Source organism: Subdoligranulum sp. APC924/74 (assembly GCF_003324125.1).
GTDB lineage: Bacteria > Bacillota > Clostridia > Oscillospirales > Ruminococcaceae > Gemmiger > Gemmiger qucibialis.
In genome coordinates this window covers 1-20,196 of the sequence record NZ_PSQF01000053.1, presented here as the reverse complement: position 1 = coordinate 20,196, position 20,196 = coordinate 1, and the positions used below count along the sequence as shown (strand labels likewise).

General features: G+C 54.9%; 24 protein-coding genes, 1 tRNA gene and 4 pseudogenes. 16 read left to right on the top strand and 13 right to left on the bottom strand.

All coding sequences use genetic code 11. The features are described 5' to 3' along the window. Positions 1-262: 262 nt before the first annotated feature. The 12 genes from pyrE to C4885_RS11355 all read right to left on the bottom strand — a co-directional run bounded on the left by pyrE (position 263) and on the right by C4885_RS11355 (position 9,752). Complete coding sequence (gene pyrE, locus C4885_RS11400) at positions 263-859, bottom strand: orotate phosphoribosyltransferase (RefSeq protein ID WP_114000446.1); 597 nt, start codon at positions 857-859, stop codon at positions 263-265. A 191-nt stretch (positions 860-1,050) separates the two neighbouring features. Further along, a complete protein-coding gene (locus C4885_RS11395; RefSeq protein ID WP_114000445.1) occupies positions 1,051-1,959 on the bottom strand; it encodes a dihydroorotate dehydrogenase in 909 nt (302 codons plus the stop codon). Next, positions 1,959-2,741, bottom strand: a complete 783-nt coding sequence (locus tag C4885_RS11390) for a dihydroorotate dehydrogenase electron transfer subunit (RefSeq protein ID WP_114000444.1) — start codon at positions 2,739-2,741, stop codon at positions 1,959-1,961. Before C4885_RS11390 ends, C4885_RS11395 begins: the two co-directional genes overlap by 1 nt. Continuing rightward, the gene (pyrF, locus tag C4885_RS11385; RefSeq protein WP_114000443.1) at positions 2,722-3,588 is read right to left on the bottom strand and encodes an orotidine-5'-phosphate decarboxylase; all 867 of its coding nucleotides are present in this window, start codon (positions 3,586-3,588) and stop codon (positions 2,722-2,724) included. Before pyrF ends, C4885_RS11390 begins: the two co-directional genes overlap by 20 nt. Before the next feature lie 53 nt (positions 3,589-3,641). Continuing rightward, a complete protein-coding gene (locus C4885_RS11380) occupies positions 3,642-4,829 on the bottom strand; it encodes a dihydroorotase family protein (RefSeq protein WP_114000442.1) in 1,188 nt (395 codons plus the stop codon). A gap of 576 nt (positions 4,830-5,405) precedes the next feature. Further along, positions 5,406-5,696 carry a hypothetical protein gene (locus C4885_RS16310; protein WP_147237830.1) on the bottom strand — a complete coding sequence of 97 codons (291 nt, stop codon included), beginning with the start codon at positions 5,694-5,696 and terminating at the stop codon, positions 5,406-5,408. A gap of 139 nt (positions 5,697-5,835) precedes the next feature. Next, positions 5,836-6,117 (bottom strand): hypothetical protein, encoded by a 282-nt coding sequence (locus tag C4885_RS11375; RefSeq protein ID WP_114000441.1) that lies wholly within the window; start codon positions 6,115-6,117, stop codon positions 5,836-5,838. A 375-nt stretch (positions 6,118-6,492) separates the two neighbouring features. Continuing rightward, positions 6,493-6,768, bottom strand: a complete 276-nt coding sequence (locus C4885_RS11370; RefSeq protein ID WP_114000440.1) for a zinc-ribbon domain containing protein — start codon at positions 6,766-6,768, stop codon at positions 6,493-6,495. 131 nt (positions 6,769-6,899) lie between these two features. Further along, a complete protein-coding gene (locus C4885_RS11365) occupies positions 6,900-7,454 on the bottom strand; it encodes a sigma-70 family RNA polymerase sigma factor (protein WP_114000439.1) in 555 nt (184 codons plus the stop codon). A gap of 339 nt (positions 7,455-7,793) precedes the next feature. Further along, a complete protein-coding gene (locus tag C4885_RS17225) occupies positions 7,794-7,922 on the bottom strand; it encodes a hypothetical protein (protein WP_256359668.1) in 129 nt (42 codons plus the stop codon). A 252-nt stretch (positions 7,923-8,174) separates the two neighbouring features. After that, a complete protein-coding gene (locus tag C4885_RS11360) occupies positions 8,175-9,296 on the bottom strand; it encodes a sodium ion-translocating decarboxylase subunit beta (RefSeq protein ID WP_114000438.1) in 1,122 nt (373 codons plus the stop codon). Positions 9,297-9,542: 246 nt separating this feature from the next. Continuing rightward, the gene (locus tag C4885_RS11355) at positions 9,543-9,752 is read right to left on the bottom strand and encodes a MarR family transcriptional regulator (protein WP_114000437.1); all 210 of its coding nucleotides are present in this window, start codon (positions 9,750-9,752) and stop codon (positions 9,543-9,545) included. A gap of 188 nt (positions 9,753-9,940) precedes the next feature. On the opposite strand from C4885_RS11355, the gene C4885_RS11350 reads away from it, so the two are divergent. Further along, a tRNA-Leu gene (locus C4885_RS11350) sits at positions 9,941-10,024 on the top strand. 164 nt (positions 10,025-10,188) lie between these two features. Here the strand turns inward: C4885_RS11350 and C4885_RS11345 are convergent. After that, positions 10,189-10,386, bottom strand: a pseudogene (locus tag C4885_RS11345) (site-specific integrase); the annotation flags it as partial. Positions 10,387-10,701: 315 nt separating this feature from the next. Here C4885_RS11345 and C4885_RS11340 point away from each other — a divergent pair. The 15 genes and pseudogenes from C4885_RS11340 to C4885_RS17085 form a co-directional block, all read left to right on the top strand. After that, entirely contained in the window at positions 10,702-11,523 is an 822-nt protein-coding gene (locus C4885_RS11340; RefSeq protein ID WP_040917436.1) for a ParA family protein, read from the top strand. Continuing rightward, positions 11,480-12,415, top strand: a complete 936-nt coding sequence (locus tag C4885_RS11335; RefSeq protein WP_040917437.1) for a ParB/RepB/Spo0J family partition protein — start codon at positions 11,480-11,482, stop codon at positions 12,413-12,415. Before C4885_RS11340 ends, C4885_RS11335 begins: the two co-directional genes overlap by 44 nt. A 14-nt stretch (positions 12,416-12,429) precedes the next feature. Further along, positions 12,430-12,708 carry a DUF5720 family protein gene (locus C4885_RS11330; RefSeq protein ID WP_007045875.1) on the top strand — a complete coding sequence of 93 codons (279 nt, stop codon included), beginning with the start codon at positions 12,430-12,432 and terminating at the stop codon, positions 12,706-12,708. 30 nt (positions 12,709-12,738) lie between these two features. Beyond that, positions 12,739-12,924 (top strand): hypothetical protein, encoded by a 186-nt coding sequence (locus tag C4885_RS11325; protein WP_007045876.1) that lies wholly within the window; start codon positions 12,739-12,741, stop codon positions 12,922-12,924. A 64-nt stretch (positions 12,925-12,988) separates the two neighbouring features. After that, positions 12,989-13,867, top strand: coding sequence for a DUF6017 domain-containing protein (locus C4885_RS11320; RefSeq protein WP_105204168.1), 879 nt, complete (start codon positions 12,989-12,991; stop codon positions 13,865-13,867). Between the two features lie 39 nt (positions 13,868-13,906). After that, entirely contained in the window at positions 13,907-14,563 is a 657-nt protein-coding gene (locus tag C4885_RS11315; RefSeq protein WP_114000435.1) for a phage antirepressor KilAC domain-containing protein, read from the top strand. Between the two features lie 86 nt (positions 14,564-14,649). Next, positions 14,650-15,150 (top strand): PcfB family protein, encoded by a 501-nt coding sequence (locus tag C4885_RS11310; RefSeq protein WP_105204172.1) that lies wholly within the window; start codon positions 14,650-14,652, stop codon positions 15,148-15,150. Further along, positions 15,147-16,976, top strand: coding sequence for a VirD4-like conjugal transfer protein, CD1115 family (locus C4885_RS11305; RefSeq protein ID WP_114000434.1), 1,830 nt, complete (start codon positions 15,147-15,149; stop codon positions 16,974-16,976). Before C4885_RS11310 ends, C4885_RS11305 begins: the two co-directional genes overlap by 4 nt. Positions 16,977-17,190: 214 nt before the next feature. Then, positions 17,191-17,325, top strand: a pseudogene (locus C4885_RS11300) (Maff2 family mobile element protein); the annotation flags it as partial. Positions 17,326-17,521: 196 nt separating this feature from the next. Further along, entirely contained in the window at positions 17,522-17,881 is a 360-nt protein-coding gene (locus tag C4885_RS11295; protein WP_005937450.1) for a PadR family transcriptional regulator, read from the top strand. Then, positions 17,878-18,336 (top strand): DUF1700 domain-containing protein, encoded by a 459-nt coding sequence (locus C4885_RS11290; RefSeq protein WP_005937453.1) that lies wholly within the window; start codon positions 17,878-17,880, stop codon positions 18,334-18,336. The genes C4885_RS11295 and C4885_RS11290 overlap by 4 nt, the downstream gene beginning before the upstream one ends. 2 nt (positions 18,337-18,338) lie before the next feature. Beyond that, positions 18,339-18,776 (top strand): DUF6591 domain-containing protein, encoded by a 438-nt coding sequence (locus tag C4885_RS11285; RefSeq protein ID WP_005937456.1) that lies wholly within the window; start codon positions 18,339-18,341, stop codon positions 18,774-18,776. Positions 18,777-18,787: 11 nt separating this feature from the next. Continuing rightward, positions 18,788-18,970, top strand: a pseudogene (locus C4885_RS11280) (cysteine-rich KTR domain-containing protein); the annotation flags it as partial. Positions 18,971-19,710: 740 nt separating this feature from the next. Continuing rightward, entirely contained in the window at positions 19,711-20,109 is a 399-nt protein-coding gene (locus C4885_RS11275) for a plasmid mobilization relaxosome protein MobC (RefSeq protein WP_114000447.1), read from the top strand. Further along, a pseudogene (locus C4885_RS17085) lies at positions 20,081-20,196 on the top strand (conjugal transfer protein TraI); the annotation flags it as partial. The gene C4885_RS11275 and the pseudogene C4885_RS17085, both read left to right, overlap by 29 nt.

Here is a 20,196-nt window from a genome sequence, read left to right as displayed (position 1 = left end):
GCTAAGCCAAAAGCGCAGATAATACTGGATGTCTTATCGAGCATTTTGGCAACGCAGATGCCGTGCCGCAGCCGCCGGAGCGGTGCTTAAGCCGTTAGGCGGGAATTGTGCGGTATTGCCTTAGGAAGTAGGAGTGAGGAGTTAGGAGTTTATGGTCGGGCGCACACCGTGCGCCCGCCTTTTGAAACAGCCAAGGCCGTTTCCGTCCGCGCAGAGCCTATCCTCCCACGCAATAGCTCCTACTGCCTAACTCCTAACTCTTTTACAGCGTCTGCTTTGCTGCTTCCTTCATTTTGCGGCTGCCCAGGTGGACCAGGGGCAACTTGCCCTCCTTGCAGATGGGGCATTCTTCGGGAGCATAGTTGGGCAGATCCAGCTTCAGGGCACTGGCCAGGATGGGGATCGGGGACGGAGCTTCGGGGCGGGTACGGTCCACCACGCAGGTGATGCCCAGGCAGATACCGCCGGCTTCTTCGATGACGCGCTTGGTTTCCAGGCTGGAAACACCGGTGGTCACAACATCCTCGGCGATGATGCAGCGCTCGCCCGGATGGATGGCAAAGCGCTTGAGAGTCATCACGTTATCCACGCGCTCGGTAAAGATGGCGCGCTTGCCCAGCTGGCGGCCCAGCTCGTAAGCATACACAATGCCGCCCATGGCAGGGCCAACGATAACGTCAACATCAGTATCCTTCAGCTTTTCTGCCACATGAGCCATAACCTCGGCACACTTATCCGGGTACTGCTGCAGATAGGCCATCTGGCAGTATGCGCCGGAATGACGGCCGGACGAAAGGAGGAAGTGCCCCTCCAAAAATGCTTCACATTCCTTCAAAACTTCGATCGATTCTCTTGCCATGATACTTTCCTCCGTTTATAAAAGCTGTTTTACTATACCACAAGTTGCATAAAATTGCAACATCTTGAATGTTTATACAGGCAAATTCAAAAAACAATGAATAAATAATAAAGAATCCTTGTGGTGGACCGCCGCGCGGTGCGCACTCCACCATTTTTTCATTATTCTTTATTCTCTGTTCTTTAACCCGCTTATCCTCTCGCGCACCCGCGGATCTCATCCAGCGTTTTCACGCCGTGGGCGTCCATCCATTCCCCCATCTCGGCAGTAATGCGAGTGCAGGCTTTCGGGTCCAGGAAGTTTGCGGTGCCCACCTGAACGGCGGCTGCACCGGCCATGATGAACTCCAGCGCATCGCGGCCAGTCAGGATGCCGCCCAGCCCGATGACCGGGATATTGACGGCCCCCACAGCCTGCCACACCATGCGCAGTGCAATGGGGCGGATGGCCGGGCCGGAAAGCCCGGCAAAGGTGTTGTTGAACACCGGGCGGCGCTTTTCCAGATCAATGGCGCAGGCCTGGAAGGTATTGCACAGGCTGATGCCATCGGCACCGGCAGCTTCCACGGCCTTGCACATATCGGGGATGCTCTCTGCCTGTGGGCTGAGCTTGACCACCAGCGGCACAGTGCACACTTTGCGCACAGCGGAAACCACCTCTTCGGCGTCCTTGGCACGGATGCCGAACGCCAGGCCGCCCTGCTTGACGTTAGGGCAGCTGATGTTCAGTTCCAGCACATCAATGCCTGCGGCGCACAGCTTCTGCACGCCCTCCACGTTTTCCTCAATGGTATGGCCGCCCAGGTTGACCCAGACGGAGGTGCCGCAGGTTTTCATGGCGGGCAGCTCGTTTTCAATAAAGTGCTGCACGCCGGGGTTCTGCAGGCCGATGGAGTTCATCAGGCCGGAGGGAGTTTCCAGCAGGCGCTCGCCGTCGTTGCCGGGCTGACCGTTCAACGTCAGGCCTTTGCCGGAAATGCCGCCCAGCACGCGCAGGTCCTCAATGCCTGCATATTCCGGGCCGAAACCAAAGGTGCCGGAAGCGGCAATGACCGGGCCGGCCAGCTGCTTGCCAAACAGATTTACGCGAAGGTCTGCCATCAGTCAAACACCTCCTCAGCTTTGAACACGGGGCCGTCTTTACATACGGTCTTGGCCCCCACCTTGGTGCGGCAGGTGCAGCCCAGGCAGGCACCAAGGCCGCAGGCCATCTTGCGTTCCAGGCTGGCCACGCAGGGCGTGCCGCTCTGGGCGCACAGCTGGTATACGCCGCGCATCATCACCATGGGGCCGCAGGTCAGCACCATGGCGAACTGTTCCGGGTGCAGGATGCCGGTTACCAGGCCGTGGTAACCCACCGCGCCGGAATCCGTTGCAATGCTGATGGCGGCGCAGTAAGGCAGGAAAGCTTCCAACCCATAGGGCTCATCACGGAAGCCGCAGTACAGTTCCGGCTTGCAGCCCGCCGCAGCCAGCTCCTTGCAGAGCTGCAGCAGCGGCGCGGTGCCAATACCGCCGCCCACAACAGCGATCTTGCCGTTTTTGCCGCCTGCCGCCCGGGCGATCGCGGCCACATCAAATCCGTTGCCGCATGGGCCGGTCACCGTCAGGGTGTCGCCCTCTTTCAGGGCGGCCAGCTTCTGGGTTCCCTCACCCTTGACCTGATACAGGAAAGTCAGTGCGCCGGTCGCGGCGTCAAAATCATGCACGCTGATGGGGCGGGACAGGATGGGCGTTTCGTTGGCAGCCCAGGCGCGCAGCATAAAGAACTGCCCCGCCTTGGCCGGGCGGCTGGCATCCGGCCACTGCACCGTCAGGCAGCGGATATCCGCTGCAACGGTACTCTGGCGCAGGACCGTTACCTTACAGCTTGTTGCATTCACCCTGGATATCCTCCTTCATTCGCACGCATTCATTATAAGCAGCTTCATCAAAGGCAACGCCGGGCTGCTTTTTGTAAGCCAGCAGGATGCCGCGGCTGGAGTTGACCACACCGCCGTTGCTGTTGTTCATATACTGGGCAATATCGGCAGCTTTGCCGCCCTGTGCGCCGTAGCCGGGGATCAGGAAGAAGGTCTGGGGGTAAGCAGCGCGGATGGCGGTTGCTTCCTCGGTATGGGTGCCGCCGATGACCAGACCGATGCTGGAATAACCAGATTCGCCGATGTAATCCCTGCCCAGCTCGCTCAGGCTGTCGCCCACCAGGTCGTACACATGGCGGCCGTCCTCCAGCTTTTTATACTCAAAATCTTTTGCGCCGGGGTTGGAGGTGCGGCACAGTACAAACAGGCCCTTGCCCTGTTCCTTGCAGTACGGCAGGTAGGGGCTGATGGAATCCAGGCCCATATAGGGGGCCAGCGTGATAATATCAGCCTCAAAGTCGCCGGTAAAGTGTGCCTTGGCGTACATCTCGGCGGTTTTGGCAATATCGCCGCGCTTGATATCGGCAATGACCGGCAGGCCGGTGGCGCGCACCATCTTCAGGGTTTCGGCGTAAGCGCGCATGCCATCCAGACCAAGGGATTCATAATAAGCGATCTGAACCTTGTAGCAGCCTGCGGAAGCCTTGGTGGCTTCAATAATGCGGCGGTTGAATTCCACCACATTTTCACCGGCAGTCTTGGTGTAGTCCACCACATCGGCGGGCAGGTAGCTGAACTCGGTATCCAGACCCACGCACACCGGGCCGTTGGCTGCCACGCTGGCATACAGTTTATCCATGTTGGTCATTGCTGTTCCTCCGTTTTCTGTATCAAAAAAGCTCGTTCTAACTTTTCTGCGGGTTACTGTTTATCTTTCTGGTAGGTCACTTTGCCGCCCTTGATGGTCATCATGACCTGGCCATAGAAGCTTTCGCCGTCATAGGGGCAGTTTTTGCTCTTACTGTGCAGCTCGTCCGCATGTACGGTAAACATGTGGTCGGTATCCACCAGAACAATATCGGCATCAAAGCCGGGCACCAGGCGGCCCTTATGCTCATCCAGGCCAAGCACCTGAGCGGGGCCGGAGCTCATCAAAAAGCTCAGCATTTCCAGCGGCAAGCCCTCCATGCGGCACAATTTGGTGTAGCACACGGCAAAGGCGGTTTCCAGCCCAACCATACCGGCAGCGCCCTTGGCTTTATCCTCGGCGCTGTGGGGGGCATGGTCGGTGCCGATGCAGCTGACTGTGCCATCCTTAATTGCCGTCACCAGGGCGGCCACATCGTCCGCCTTGCGGATGGGTGGGTTGACCTTATACTGCAGGCGGGAATCGTCGAACCACAGGTGGTGCGGGGTCACTTCACAGCTGACCATTGCACCGCGGCGGCGGCTCTGGCGCACCATATCCACAGATTCTTTGGTGGAAACATGGCACATATGCAGGCGGGTGCCGTAATATTCGGCCAGGTGGCAGTTGCGCACCGTCTCAATGTTTTCGGCCAGGCGGTAATCCCACGGGCTGATCTCGCGGTCCTCTGCGTGGGACATCACGGTCAGACCGCGCTCGGCTGCCACAGCAAACACGCGAGCCATCGTGGCGTTATTCATCACGCCGTTGCCGTCCTCGGTGATAAACTTGATATCATCCGGCAGGTCCAGCAGATGGTCAATGGTGTGGCCGTCAAAGTTTTTGGTAATGGAAACGGTCTGGTTGGCATCACACAGGCCAATCTCGCGCGCTTTCTCCTCCACCTCATGCACGATCTCTGCCGAAGAGCAGACCGGCTTGGTGTTGGGCATCAGGTTGACGAAAGTATATCCGCCTGCCGCTGCAGCCGCAGAGCCGGTGGCAATATCCTCTTTATATTCAAAGCCGGGGGTACGCCAATGGCAGTGGGTATCAATAAACGCGGGCAGAATGGTCAGCCCTTTTGCATTGATCACCTCACCTGCTTCCGGCAGGTCGGTTCCGATTGCTCTAATTTTGCCGTCCGCGATCAGGTAATCGCAGATGCGGCCCTCGTAGTCCCGTGCATTTTTAATCAGCATGGCTGGCCCTCCTTTTGGTGTGGGGTTGCAAGATTCTGTGTGAGAATTTGTGGTGGTTGTGGGCGCGGCAGGAGCAGCCTATCCTCACGTTAAGTGCCAACTTTGCGCGGCGTGACGATAGCTTGTTGGCGGTGGTGCGGGGTTTGCTGCTCCCCCCAGCAGTAGGGCCAGGTTGTCTCCTCCACCCATTCGCCGCCTGTTCGGCGGCGGGTGAACAGAGGAACATTCTATCTCCGCGCCAAGTGCCGCCTGCGGCGGTTGCGCTCCGAAACGCGCCTGCGGGCGCAGCGCTCTGCGCTCCGGCTGTTTTTGCACCGCGCTTCGCGCGATTGCGCGGCATAGCCTGTTGGTGGTGGGGCAGGGTTGCTACCTCCACCCACTCGCCGCCTGTTCGGCGGCGGGTGAACAGAGGAACATCCTATCTCCGCGCCAAGTGCCGCCTGCGGCGGTTGCGCTCCGAAACGCGCCTGCGGGCGCAGCGCTCTGCGCTCCGGCTGTTTTTGCACCGCGCTTCGCGCGATTGCGCGGCGATAGCCGCGCAGGCAAAAAAATAACTTTTCCCCAAAAGAGGAAAAGTCAAAAAGAAGCACCTGATACAGCGTGGGGAAGAAACACTGCACCGTGGGTTTTATCGCAGCAGGACAAGCCTTCGCGGATGGATATCATGGCACAGTTCACCCTTTCACATATGATTTTAATTATTGTACCATGCCGGGACAATGGTGTCAACACAACACGAAATGTTGCACCAAGAAGGATTTTTTGTATTTTTGTGTCAACTTTTGGGCAATATGTCAAAACAGCGTGCAAGCCTCTTTTCTCCCAGCGGAACATATCCTGCAGACCTTCTATTTTTGCTGCTGCCATAGCCGCTTTGCCTTTATTTTATCAAAGCAAAACAGCGGTCCCTCCCTTGTGGGAAAGGCCGCCGCTTCAGACAATCCGTTGTCATGCGTTCTCTTTCATCTTCGCGGAGCAATCTCTTCATTCTGCGCAGCATATCGTATTATTTTTTATCTCCGCCAATCTGCTGGTCGATATAATCGTTCAGTTCTTCTATTGCGTCAGCCCACTTTGTATCATCCATGTTGACTTTTTTCCCTGGCTGCGCTGGTTCTGACTGCACTGCTTCCGGTGTGTTCTGTGCCGGTTCTACTGTTTGCACCGGTGCTTCCGTCTGTACCGGCTGCGTGCCATTCTGGCGGGCATTCAGTGCCCCGCTTGCCCCCAAAGCTGCCGTCACTGCAATCAAAGCAACTGCGCAAAGGCCTATCACTTGTTTCTTCATCGTTTCAGCGCCCTCCTTTTTATCTATGGCAATACCGCATAATTCTAAGTGCCGATACGGCGAGCGAGGTACGGCAGATGCTAAGCCAAAAGCGCAGATAATACTGGATGTCTTATCGAGCATTTTGGCAACGCAGATGCCGTGCCACAGCCGCTGAAGCGGTGCTTAAGCCGCAAGGCGGGAATTGTGCGGTGTTGCCCTATTACATATTTCCAGCTGCCGAGCCTGCTTTGTTATCATTATTGTATCGTTTTTAAGTAACAGTTGTCAATCCTATTTATTTCCATGTTTTCTCTACTCCACAGCTTTTACGGCAGCAAAAAAGCAGCCCCTCCCTTGCGGGAAAGGCTGCTTTTTAGAACAAATCAGTTACAATCAGTTCTGCTTCATCTTAGCGAAGCACTCGCTGCAGTAGACCGGACGGTCTTCGCGCGGCTGGAAGGGCACCTTGCAGGTCTTGCCGCAGCTTGCGCAAACGGCGTCGAACATCTGGCGCTCACCACGGGTAGCGTTCTTGCGGGCATCGCGGCATGCCTTGCAGCGCTGGGGCTGGTTCTCGAAACCACGGCTTGCGTAGAACTCCTGCTCACCGGCGGTCCAAACGAACTCTTTGCCGCAATCTTTGCATACCAAAGTCTTGTCTTCGTACATAGTGGGTATCTCCTCTTTGTTTACTTGCCCGCGGAAGAATTTCAACCAACGCTTGGGGTCACCAATGAACTGATTGCTAAGCTACTGGGGGCATTGTTTATATGTCCAGGCCAAAACGCCTGAATCCAAATTCATTCTCGCACTTCATCACTGCGCAGCTTTTTGCGGGCGCGCATCAGGGCGTTTTCCACCGCTTTGGGGGTGCAGTGCAGCAGTTGGGCTGTCTGAGCGGCAGTGTGCCCCTCCAAACTGGCAAGCAGACTGCCGCGTTCCAGGGGCGAAAGCTGCGTGTTGATGCGTTCCAGCACGGCGGCGCAGCGCTCGTTGGCAATGGCAAGCTCTTCCGGCCCCGGCGCGGCAGAATTTTCCGGCAGGGGCACACTGTTGTTCAGCGGAGCATGCTTTTTGCGGGTGGCACTGCGGCGGGCATCCTGCTGTGCGTTGGCAATACAGGCTGCGGCATACGCGGTAAAGGGGACTTTTTTATCCGCCCGGTAGCTGCGCACGGCATGGAACAGGCCAATCAGCCCTTCCTGCACCGCATCGTCAAAGTCAAGGCCGGGTGCTGCAACGGCAGCGGCGCCTTTGCGTATGGCAGGCATCATGGCGGTGATCAGCGCGGCAATAGCGCTTTCCTCCCCAGCCTGTGCCTGCTGCAGCAGCTCGTCATCCATCTGCTGCGGCATGGCTACTTTCCTCCCTGGATAAATGCGATTGTCCCTATTTTACCGTTTAACGCCGCGTTTGTCAATAAAATTTTGCCCTGTACGTTAAATAATCCCTTCCTCAAGAGAGGGATTTGCCGCACTGTGGCTGCGCCATGCTCCTACCTTCCTTTAAGAGCCCCCATCGTCGGCAGATCTCCGCCAATGGAAACGGTTTCAGAGCTGTTCGGCAAATCGGACACTTTAGGCAACACCGCACAATTCCCGCCTTGCGGCTTAAGCACCGCTCCGGCAGCTGCGGCACGGCATCTGCCGCACCTCGCTCGCCGTATCGGCACTTAGAATTATGCGGTATTGCCTTTACTTTTTTTGGTTTGTAAAATGTTCCAGCAGCTCCACCGCCGCCACAATGATAATTGTTACCGCAAAAACACCCAGCCAGCCAAGGCCCGCTTTGGGCAGCACCTGCATAAACAGTGTTAAATTCATCTTGTTCTCCCCTTTTGTTTAGAGTGTATCTGAAAAGTCGAAAATATCCGTCATTTTCTTTGGGCAACACCGCACAATTCCCGCCTTACGGCTTAAGCACCGCTCCGGCGGCTGCGGCACGGCATCTGCGTTGCCAAAATGCTCGATAATACACAAAGTATTATCTGCGCTTTTGGCTTAACAGCTGCCGCACCTCGCTCGCCGTATCGGCACTTAGAATTATGCGGTATTGCCTTTGTTTTCAGATACACCTTAGGCAAACAATGTCAGAATCATACCGCCCGCAATCACGGACGCGATCTGACCGGATACATTCACCCCAACGGCGTGCATCAGCAAAAAGTTCTGGTTGTCTTCCTGCAGGCCCATCTTGTTCACCACACGGGCCGACATCGGGAATGCCGAAATGCCCGCTGCACCGATCATGGGGTTGATTTTTTGTTTGGCAAACAGGTTATATACCTTGGCCACCAGCACGCCGCCGATGGTATCGAACACAAAGGCCACCAGCCCCAGCGCCAGAATCATCAGGGTCTGCCGATTCAAAAAATACTCTGCCTGCATTTTGGATGCCACCGTCAGCCCCAGCAGCAGGGTAATGAGGTTTGCCAGTACCTTTTGTGCGGTTTCGGACAGGCTGTCCAGCACACCACATTCCCGGATGAGGTTGCCGAACATCAAAAAGCCAACCAGCGCCACACTGCGCGGCACAAACAGCCCAGCCACCATGGTAATAATGATGGGGAACAGGATTTTTGCCGTTTTGCTGACTTGCTTTTCGGCATATGGCATGCGGATCAGGCGCTCTTTTTTGGTCGTCACAAGCCGGATGACCGGCGGCTGGATGATGGGCACCAGCGCCATGTAAGAATACGCCGCCACAATGATGGCCCCCAGATAGTTGGATTCCAGAAAGTTCGCCACAAAGATGGAGGTCGGCCCGTCCGCCGCACCGATCACGGCAATGGAGGCGGCATCTTTGAGTTCAAAGCCCATCAAAGTCGCAGCCCCCAGCGTGAAAAAGATGCCAAACTGCGCCGCCGCCCCAAAAATCATCAGCTTGGGGTTGGAAAGCAGCGGTGTAAAATCAATCATTGCACCAATGCCCACAAACAGCAGCAACGGGAACAGTTCGTTGGCAATGCCAGCATCAAACAGCACATCCAGCGGGCCGACCTCGGTGCCGGTGGACAGCACCTGGGTAACAGCACCGGACAGCGGCAGGTTGACGAGAATGGCCCCAAAGCCCATTGGCAGCAGCAGGGATGGCTCCATCTCCTTTTTGATCGCCAGCCAGATCAACAGGCCGCCGATCCCCCACATAACCACCTGCTGCCATTGCAGGTTCCATAGATTTCCAAACAGTTCTTGCATCCATAGCCCTCCTTGTTTTAATGCAATCTTAATACAAACAGCAAAAAGAAAAAGACTTCCGCCGCGCAGGGGTACTACACCCATGCTCGGCAAAAGTCTTGCGTTATTTCATACAAATTACGGGCTGTCAGCCGTCTTGACGTAACTTGCAGGCGCTGCGCGTCCGCTACTCCCTTTTGCTGGTTTCATTATGCAATATTAATACCGGGATGTCAAGGGGGTTTTGCCGCCGCGCAAAATTCTTTTTCAGCAGCCTGACTTTTTACACATCCGGCCAACGGTGGATCTGGTGCAGATTTGTTTTTGGGTGCAACTGCCCAGCTCATGCAGCGAGTAAAACACCAGCAGTTCGTGATAGTTCATCCCATTGGCACGCGCCCAATCGGCATAGGCACCGCGCAGCTTGATGACCGCCAGGTTGGATTGCCACATCAGCGGCCAGTATTGCTCTTTCATTCGCTCCCCTTTGTTTGTATGTTTCGTTTTTGTGTTTATAGTCTTTTTTAGGACTAAGCAGTAGAGTATAGCACGCATGCGGGGAATATCAAGGATAGATTTTGAGCGTATTTGAGACGTAAAAATCAACGCAAAATAAATCTTGATTTTTTGACAGGCCTGTAGTATACTATACAAGCAACATATGAGCCGGTGTGTTGGAATTGGCAGACGAGACGGACTCAAAATCCGTTGGTGGTGACACCGTATGGGTTCGACCCCCATCACCGGCATTCCTTATACCTAAGCCTTTTAGCGGCTTAGGTATTTTTTGTGTGGCAGACAAGATTTAGGCTTGTCTGCCATTTTGTCTGCCACTTTTTACCCAAATGGCAGACAAAACGGATTTATTTTCCGTTGGTTTTGGCGGACAAGTTCGCCCAACGGAGTTTTTCTCCTAAGCGATTTTTCGTTTGGGAGATTTCTTCTTTTCGGGAAGTTCGCCAAGGTTGATTTTGCTGGCAATCATATTCGCGGCTTCCATCTTGCTGTCCACGTCAATGTGGGCGTAAATATTGGCCGTGGTGGAAAAGCTGGAATGCCCCAGCCACATCTGTACCTCTTTCATCGTGACTTTGTTCTTGATGAGCAGACTGGCGCAGGAGTGCCCTTACGGTATAATTACGACAAACCGGAAAAGCCCCGTAGGATCAAGGGTTTTGAGGTTTTCAGTCTGATTTTTTCATCCTTTTCCAAACCGAAAAATCATACTGAAATAAGTCGAATTGCAGGAGGTGTTTCATTAACGACAAATGAATAGCAGAAAGGAACTCAAAACCTTTTGATTCCAAACACAACAGAATATTGGATTTAAGCGAAGCCGTCACTTGTTTTAAGTGGCGGCTTTTGTTGTTTCCAGGGGTGTTATGCAGGCACATGACAACACCCAATCAGAAATGAGGTGAAGTCATTGAACCCACAAATCATCGCCGTTGCCAACCAGAAGGGCGGCGTCGGCAAAACGACTACCTGCGCCAACTTAGGCATCGGGCTGGCGCAGGCCGGAAAGAAGGTGCTGCTGGTGGATGCTGACCCGCAGGCCAGCCTCACCATCAGCCTGGGCAACCCGCAGCCGGACAAGCTGCCCTTTACCCTGTCCGATGCGATGGGCCGTATTCTCATGGACGAGCCGATCAAACCCGGCGAGGGCATCCTGCACCACCCGGAGGGCGTGGACCTGATGCCTGCCGACATCCAGCTCTCCGGCATGGAGGTATCCCTGGTGAATGCCATGAGCCGCGAGACGATTCTGCGGCAGTATCTGGACACGGTGAAGGGACAGTATTCCCATATCCTCATCGACTGCCAACCCTCCCTGGGAATGCTCACGGTCAACGCGCTGGCCGCCGCCAACAGGATCATAGTCCCCGTCCAAGCGGAGTATCTGCCCGCCAAGGGCCTGGAACAGCTGCTGTCCACCATCAACAAGGTCAAGCGGCAGTTAAATCCCAAGCTCCAGATCGACGGTATTCTGCTGACGATGGTGGACAACCGCACCAACTTTGCCAAAGAGATCGCCGCCCTGCTGCGGGAGACCTACGGCAGCAAAATCAAGGTGTTCGGCACCGAGATTCCCCACTCGGTTCGAGCCAAGGAGATCAGCGCCGAGGGCAAGAGCATCTTCGCACATGACCCCGGCGGCAAGGTGGCGGAAGCCTATAAAAATCTGACGCGGGAGGTGATAAAACTTGAAAAGCAGCGCGAAAAAAGTAGAGCTGGCCTCAGTCGATGACCTGTTTTCCACCGAGGAAAGCCGCGCCGACGCCCAGCGTGAAAAAGTCATGGAAATTCCCTTGTCGGAGCTGCACCCATTCAAGGATCACCCCTTTAAGGTCAAGGACGATGAGGCCATGATGGAGACCGCCGACAGCATCCGGCAGTACGGCGTACTGGTCCCGGCCATTGCCCGCCCGGACCCTAATGGCGGCTATGAGCTGGTTGCCGGGCACCGGCGGCACCGAGCTAGCGAGCTGGCGGGTAAAGAAACCATGCCGGTGATTGTCCGCGACCTGGACGATGACCAGGCCACCATCATCATGGTTGACAGCAATTTGCAGCGGGAAAGCCTGCTCCCCAGTGAAAGGGCTTTTGCCTACAAGATGAAGCTGGAAGCTATGAAGCGACAAGCTGGCAGACCGTCCAAAGAAAATTGTTCCCAAGTTGGGAACGATTTTGGGAAGAAGTCGAGCGAGGTATTGGCTGAACAGGTCGGCCAGAGTAAAAACCAGATTTTTCGTTATATCCGCCTCACCGAGCTAATTCCCGAACTGCTGGACATGGTGGACGAGAAGAAAATCGCCTTCAATCCGGCCTACGAGCTGTCCTTCCTCAAAAAAGAGGAACAGGTGGATTTGCTGGACGCGATGGACAGCGAACAGGCCACGCCGTCGCTCTCCCAGGCCCAGCGGCTGAAAAAGTACAGCCAGGAGGGCCACCTGACCCTCGACATGATGCGGGTCATCATGGGCGAAGAAAAGAAAAGCGACCTGGACAAGATCACCTTCACCAGCGACACCCTGCGCAAATATTTTCCCCGGAGCTATACGCCCCAGCGGATGCAGGAGACCATCATCAAGCTGCTGGAACAGTGGCAGCGCAAGCGCCAGCAACAGCATGAACGCTGAGAGAGGAGTTGCCTATGAGGGATATTTCAGCCCGCGAGCTGAAAGGACATAACATTTTGGCTGTGGAGCGATTTCAGGACAGCACCCGCTGGATGGTGGAGTTTGCGGTCCGCAAGCCCCGCACCCCTTACGGCAGCCCCGGCGACGAGGTGCGCCTGTTTCTCACCGAGGACGGCTACCGGCAGGCCCTGGACGCCCAGCGCAGCCAGCAGATCAAAATTAAGCGCCATGCCCACGTTGTCGAGGGGCACATCATAGACTTCAAGCCGAAGAAAAAGCGCCGCCACCCGTAAACCCACCACTTGCCAAGAAAGGAATGAATTATGTGTACCGTTAGAGACATTGAAGAAGCCATCCGCGAACATTGCCAATCCCAGCATGACATGGAAAGCACCGAGATCGACCAGGTGATGCAGCGCCTGCCCTTCGGCACCGCGCAGGATGTTTTTACCCGGCCCCCTGTGCCGAAGCCGCCGTATTCCTGGCACAGCCGGAACTACCGCACCTGACCGCCGCAGTCTCTTTGAAGATTGCGGCTTTTTTCATGCCATGAATGCCGAGAGGAGTGATGAAATGGCCGTTTTTCGTATTGAACGGACCCGTGATTATACCGTGATGAGCAACCACCACCTGCGTGATAAGGCGCTGTCTCTGAAATCCAAGGGGCTTTTGTCCATGATGTTATCTCTGCCAGAGGACTGGAACTACACCACACGCGGTCTGGCGAAGATCTGCAAGGAGGGCGTGGACGCCATCGGCGGGGCGCTGCGGGAGCTGGAAGCCGCCGGGTACATCGTCCGCCACCAGATGCGGGACCGCCAAGGACGCATCAGCGACACCGAGTATGTCATCTATGAGCAGCCCCAGCCCAAAGAGCCGGATACGCCCCAGCCGGATACGGCTTCACCAGATACGGAAAACCCGTATCTGGCTGACCCGGATACGGAAAAGCCCGCAGAATTAAATATAGAGAAATCAAAGACCCAAAAACAAACAACGGATGTACCAAGTACCGATTCCATTCCCTTCCGGGGCTTTGCGGCAGCTCAGCTGCCGGAACGGAAAGGACGGGATGCGATGTCGGTGGAGGAAATGGAGAGTTATCGGGATTTGGTGTTGGAGAACATCGAGTACGACCACCTGTGCCGGGAGTTTACCACCTACCGCGAGGATTTGGACGAGATCGTGGAGCTGATCGTGGAAACGGTCTGCGCCAGACGCAAGACCACCCGCATTGCCGGGGCGGACTTTCCCCATGAGGTCGTGCGGTCGCGGTTCTTGAAGCTGGACAGCTCCCACATCGAGTTCGTCATGGAGTGCCTGCACAACAACACCACCGAGGTCCGCAACATGAAGCAGTACCTGCTGACCGTGCTGTTCAACGCGCCCACCACCATGAACAATCACTACACGGCCCAGGTCAACCACGATATGCACGCAGGCGGCTGGTAATGGCCGCCTTTTCTGCTGCACCGCCCAAGGAGGCACGATATGAACCAGATGGAAATTTTCAAAAACCCGGAGTTTGGGGCGATCCGCAACCACGTTGACGCAGAGGACAAAGGGGTGAGCGAAATTCTCACCCCTGGCGGGATTCAGAAACTCCCTATCATCAACGAGTCCGGCCTGTATTCTCTGGTGTTGTCCAGCAAACTTCCCAAAGCAAAGCAGTTCCGCCGCTGGGTCACGTCTGAGGTCCTGCCCAGCATCCGCCAGCACGGGGCCTACCTCACCAGGGAAAAACTGTGGGAGGTCGCCACCTCGCCGGAGGCGCTGCTGAAGCTCTGCTCCGACCTGCTGGCCGAGCGCGAGAAGAACGCGGCGCTGCAAGCGGACAACGCCCGGCTGCAAGGCAAGGCCGTCTACTACGACCTGTTTATCGACCTGCGGCACAGCACCAACCTGCGCACCACCGCCAAGGAGTTGGAGGTGCCGGAGCGGCGCTTCGTCCGTTTCCTGCTGGAACGCCGGTACGTTTACCGCGCCCCCTCCGGCTGTGTGCTGCCCTACGCCAAGAGCGCCAACGAGGGGCTGTTCTGTGTGCGGGACTACTACCGCAACGGCCACACCGGCTCCTACACGCTGGTAACGCCCAAGGGCAAGCTGCACTTTGCAGAACTGCGGTCGCTGATCCTGGTGACGGTATGACAGGCCGGTATTTGCTGCGGCGGCTGGTGGTCCCGCCTTAGATTCAAGACCACTCACTGCATATCCGACGAAGGGAGGGATGACCTATGCAGGAGGAAGTGGAAAACAGAACCCTGACGCTGATCGTCAGCGGGACAAAGTTCACCGGGCGGCTGTTCAAGGCCGCCATATCCAAGTACATGGCCCACCGCAGGGAGAAGAAGCTGGAAAAGCAGCGCGGCCGGGATTCCCCCGTCACACCCAAGGGCAAACAGACGGTGAAGCAGCTCATCGGGCAGAACCAGGGCGTCTCCAACATCGAGATCAACGACCCGTCCATCAAGGATTTTGAGCGCATCGCCCGCAAGTACGGCGTGGACTATGCGGTGAAAAAGGACCGCAGCGCCTCGCCGCCCAAGTACCTGATCTTCTTCAAAGCCCGTGACGCCGACGCCCTGACGGCGGCATTCTCGGAGTACACCCAGAAGAAGGTCAAGAAGGCCGACCGCAGCGAGCGCCCGTCTGTGCTGGAGAAGCTCGCCCAGTTCAAAGAGCTGCTCAAAAATACCGTGGTGGACCGCAGCCGCCGGAAGGAGCTGGAACGATGAAGCAGGTGAATGTGAAAAAGCTGGTGCTGCTGAACCTGCCCTACTTCCTGCTGGGCCTGTTTGCCACCAACCTGGGCGAAGCGTGGCGGCTGGCGACCGGCGCGGATGCGTCTGCCAAGATGCTTTCATTCTTCTCCACCCTGCCGGTGGCGCTGGGGAGCTGGTGGCCCAGCCTGCACCCGCTGGATTTTCTGGTGGGGCTTTGCTGCGGCGCTGGCTTGCGGCTGGCGGTGTACCTGAAAGGCAAGAACGCCAAGAAGTACCGCCACAACGTGGAGTATGGTTCGGCCCGTTGGGGCACCCATGAGGATATTGCCCCCTACATCGACCCGGTGTTCCAGAATAACGTCATTCTGACCCAAACCGAGCGCCTTACCATGTCCAGCCGCCCCAAGAACCCCAAGTATGCCCGCAACAAGAACGTGCTGGTCATCGGCGGCAGCGGTTCCGGCAAGACCCGCTTCTGGCTCAAGCCGAATTTGATGCAGATGCACAGCTCCTACGTCGTTACCGACCCCAAGGGCACCATCCTGGTGGAGTGCGGCAAAATGCTCCAGCGGGGCGCACCCAAGCCGGGCAAGGACGGCAAGCCCATGAAGGACAAACACGGCAAAATCGTGTATGAGCCATACCAGATCAAGGTGCTGAACACCATCAACTTCAAAAAGTCCATGCACTATAACCCCTTCAGCTATATCCATAGCGAAAAGGACATCTTGAAGCTGGTGACAACGCTGATCGCCAACACCAAGGGAGAGGGCAAGGCCGGGGACGATTTCTGGGTCAAGGCGGAAACATTGCTGTATTGCGCGTTGATTGGATATATCCACTATGAAGCTCCGGTGGAGGAGCAAAACTTCTCCACCCTCATCGAGTTCATCAACGCCATGGAAGTCCGGGAGGATGACGAGGAGTTCAAAAATCCCGTAGACCTGATGTTTGATGCACTGGAATCGGAAAAGCCAAACCACTTCGCAGTGCGGCAGTATAAGAAATATAAGCTGGCAGCCGGCAAAACCGCTAAGTCGATTTTGGTGAGCTGCGGTGCCCGGCTGGCGGTGTTCGACATTGCGGAGTTGCGGGAGGTCACGTCCTACGACGAGCTGGAGCTGGACACCCTGGGCGACCGCCGGACGGCGCTGTTTTTGATTATGAGTGACACGGACGATTCCTTTAATTTTTTAATCTCCATGTGCTACACCCAGCTTTTCAACCTGCTCTGTGAAAAGGCCGACGATGTGTACGGCGGGCGGCTGCCGGTTCATGTGCGGTGCCTCATCGACGAGTGCGCCAACATTGGGCAAATCCCAAAACTGGAAAAGCTGGTCGCCACCATCCGAAGCCGGGAGATTTCCGCCTGCCTGGTCTTGCAGGCACAGAGCCAGCTCAAGGCCATCTACAAGGACAACGCCGACACCATCATCGGAAATATGGACAGTTCCATCTTCCTGGGCGGCAAGGAGCCGACCACATTGAAGGAGCTGGCCGCCGTGCTGGGCAAGGAGACCATCGACACCTACAACACCGGCGAGAGCCGTGGGCGGGAAACTTCCCACTCGCTCAACTACCAGAAGCTCGGCAAAGAGCTGATGAGCCAGGATGAGCTGGCCGTCATGGACGGCGGCAAGTGCATCCTCCAGTTGCGCGGGGTGCGGCCGTTTCTGTCGGACAAGTACGACATCACCCAGCACCCCAACTACAAGTACACCGCCGACGCCGACCCGAAAAATGCGTTCAGCATTGAAGATTTCCTGCGGGCCAGGTTGAAGCTGAAACCCAACCAGGTCTGCGACGTGTATGAGATCGACGCCGCAGCCGACGATTGATGCTCCGCTATGAAAGGAGGGGTCCTATCTACCCGCCACAACCGCCCCGGACGGGGCCATTGGCGTACAAAGCGGACGATCTCTATCAAAAAATGAAAAAGGAGGAAGGCCGGAATCAAGCCCCCGGAAAGCGGGCGGCGATCATCCGGCTTTTGTATGCCTATGAACCATGACTAAATCAAACTTTTCAAACTGATTCCGGCCAACTTTATTTATGGAATTTTTCAATCAGGCAATCACCGTTCTCCAGACCCTCGTTATCGCCCTCGGTGCCGGTCTCGGCGTGTGGGGCGTCATCAACCTGCTGGAAGGTTACGGCAACGACAACCCTGGTGCCAATGCTCATGGTTAATAAAGAAGCACAACAAAACAGGACAAGGACAGTCAGCCCCGCCGCTATTCCGAGCAAGGCAAATTATAGGGTAAAGTCTAAAAAGCATTTGTAACATTTCTATAAACTCTATTGACTTGAACACCTCCGGGAGTTATAATATGTTTTGCTATTTAGGAACGCTAAATAGCAAAACTAAAGTGAGGTAGAGAGTATGGATAACAGGTATGTGCAGCAATTCAAAAAAGGCTCTCTTGAAATGATACTTTTGTGCTTGATCGGACGCAAAGAAACCTACGGCTATGAAATCATTACAGAGCTAAATAACAGCGCGTCCGTTTTGGGCTATGCAAAAGAGGGAACGATTTACCCTATTCTGTATCGTTTGCAGGAAGCCGAGTTAATCCAATGCCGATTAGCCCCGGCAGCGGCAAATGGCGGATCAAAAAAATACTACTCCCTTACCCATAAGGGCAGAGAGGTATTAGACGAGCTGATTTTATTTTGGGCGAGCTATGAAAGTTGTGTAAATGGCTTTATTGCCACCTATCAAACAGCGGAGGTATCAGAATGAAAGAGCAATACATTAAGCAAGTGGAAAAGGAATTGAGTTTAACACGCAAAGCAAAAAAAGAGGTCGTGCGTGATCTGAATGAAGTCTTTGCTTCTGCGTTGGAGCATGGCGAAACGGAACAACAGGTAATCGAACGGTTAGGCACTCCCAAAGAGTTTGCAGAGAATACCGCCGAGCAGTTAGGCATTGACAGCGCAGCACCGCAGAAACGGAAAGGGATTATTTCGAGCGTTGCAGCCCTTGTCGTTGCCGTTGCAGCGTTTGTGATTTACGCCACTACCCAATCCGGGAAAGTGCCGGACGGGGCAATCGGACAAGCAGACGCAATGACAAACATTCAAGTTGAGGGAGCTTTTGGATTTGACGCTTCACAAATCATTTTGGCAGTCGGTGTAATCGCGGTTACAATCGCAATCATTCAGATTATCCGAACCGTCCGCAAAAACAGGAGGTAGCTATGAAAAAATTTGTTTCAATAATCGCTATTTTACTTATGCTTTCTTTGGCTGCCTGTTCCAATCAAGATACGCCGTCCGCTGCGGATAATCCAAGCAATACACAAACAGAAAGCAATACCATGCTTGACGCGGGTGTATGGCCTGTGAATGAATACACCGAGGGGCTTCCCGTCCCGTCCGGTACGGTCGGTTGGGCTATGCTTGATACGGAACATGAGAATTGCAGTATCAGTATTGTGGATATAAGCGAAACCGACTATAACGACTATTTAGAGCTTTTGAAGCAAGAGGGGTTTTCTATAATAGAGGAAGTGTCGGAAGAAATTGAGGGACAGGACTATGTTTCTATCGGTACGCTTTTGTCAAATGGCGAAAAGGGATTGAGTATCAGCTACATTCCCGATAACTTCACAATTTACATTTCTTTCCTTAAATAATGAAAATTAAAATGATTAAATCGCCTGATAGGTGGGTGCTTTGCCCTATTTGTGGAAATAAAACACGAACAAAGATACGCCCCGATACAATACTTGAAAATTTCCCTCTGTTCTGTCCGAAATGCAAACAAGAAACACTAATCAGCGCAAAAGATTTGAATGTAGCTGTAATCCCACAACAAATAGCGGAATCAGCCGGAGCAGTCAACGGTCAAGATGAACGGCGTATAAATGCGCCGCCGTTGACAGCCCTGCCTGTTTCCGCTGATGGGTAATCAAGGGAGCGACAGACTAAAGTGCTGTCGCTCCCCTCACATTATGGAAATGAAAATTGAATATCGACCAAGCTGCAACGCCACAGATTTTTTGAAAGTCCGTGGCGTTTTTTTTGCGCCCATTTTTGGCAGACCGCACATTCCTGTTGTTGTAGAAAGTGACGGGGAAATTTGCCCAAAACGGTCTTGCGTACCGTAGTAGTGATGAAAAGAATACCGCAGCCATTTGGAAGAAAGGTATGGGGCTACCGTAGTAGTGATGAAGAAATCCAAGGGAGCGTTTGGCATTTTCCATTTCCGTCCGTAGAAGAAAGCAAAACCACAGCGGGCAGGACACGCCACCGCAATCGCTATATTGACGGAAACAAGCCAAGCCGCCCCCTGCGGATTGCCGCAAAGTCAGCCGTAGAGGAAAGCGGCAGTTTCTTAGAGCAAGATTCTACCACGGTGCCAAAATCCGCATATCTGCGGTTTTGCCCCTGCGGTAAATCTTGTTGGGGAGTGCCTTCCCCAAACCCTGCTATGCGGCTTGCGCCGCAAAAAATCTTCCGAAACCGTTTGGCAATTTTGCTTTTTTGGTGGTGTGGGTAGTAAAAGGGGCAGCTTGCCTTTTTCAGACCACCACGCCGGAATACCACGCACAGAAAGGAGTGATACCCATAGCCAAGAGATACAACACGCCCCACCGCAGCCATGTAGTCAAGACCCGCATGACCGAGGAAGAATACGCCGACTTCACCGGGCGGCTGGAGCATTACGACATCAGCCAAGCCGAGTTTATCCGGCAAGCCATAACACGGGCTACCATTCGCCCCGTTGTTACCATTTCCCCGGTCAATGATGAACTGCTTGCCGCCGTTGGGAAGTTGACCGCCGAATACGGGAAAATCGGCGGCAACCTCAACCAGATCGCCCGCGCCCTCAACGAGTACGGCACACCCTACAACGCACTATCCGGCGAGGTACGGGCAGCCATAGCCGACCTTGCCGCCTTGAAGTTTGAAGTCTTGCGAAAGGTAGGTGACGCTGTTGGCAACATTCAAACATATCAGCTCTAAAAATGCGGACTATGGCGCAGCCGAGCAGTACCTCACCTTTGAACATGACGAGTTTACCATGAAGCCCACCCTTGATGAAAACGGGCG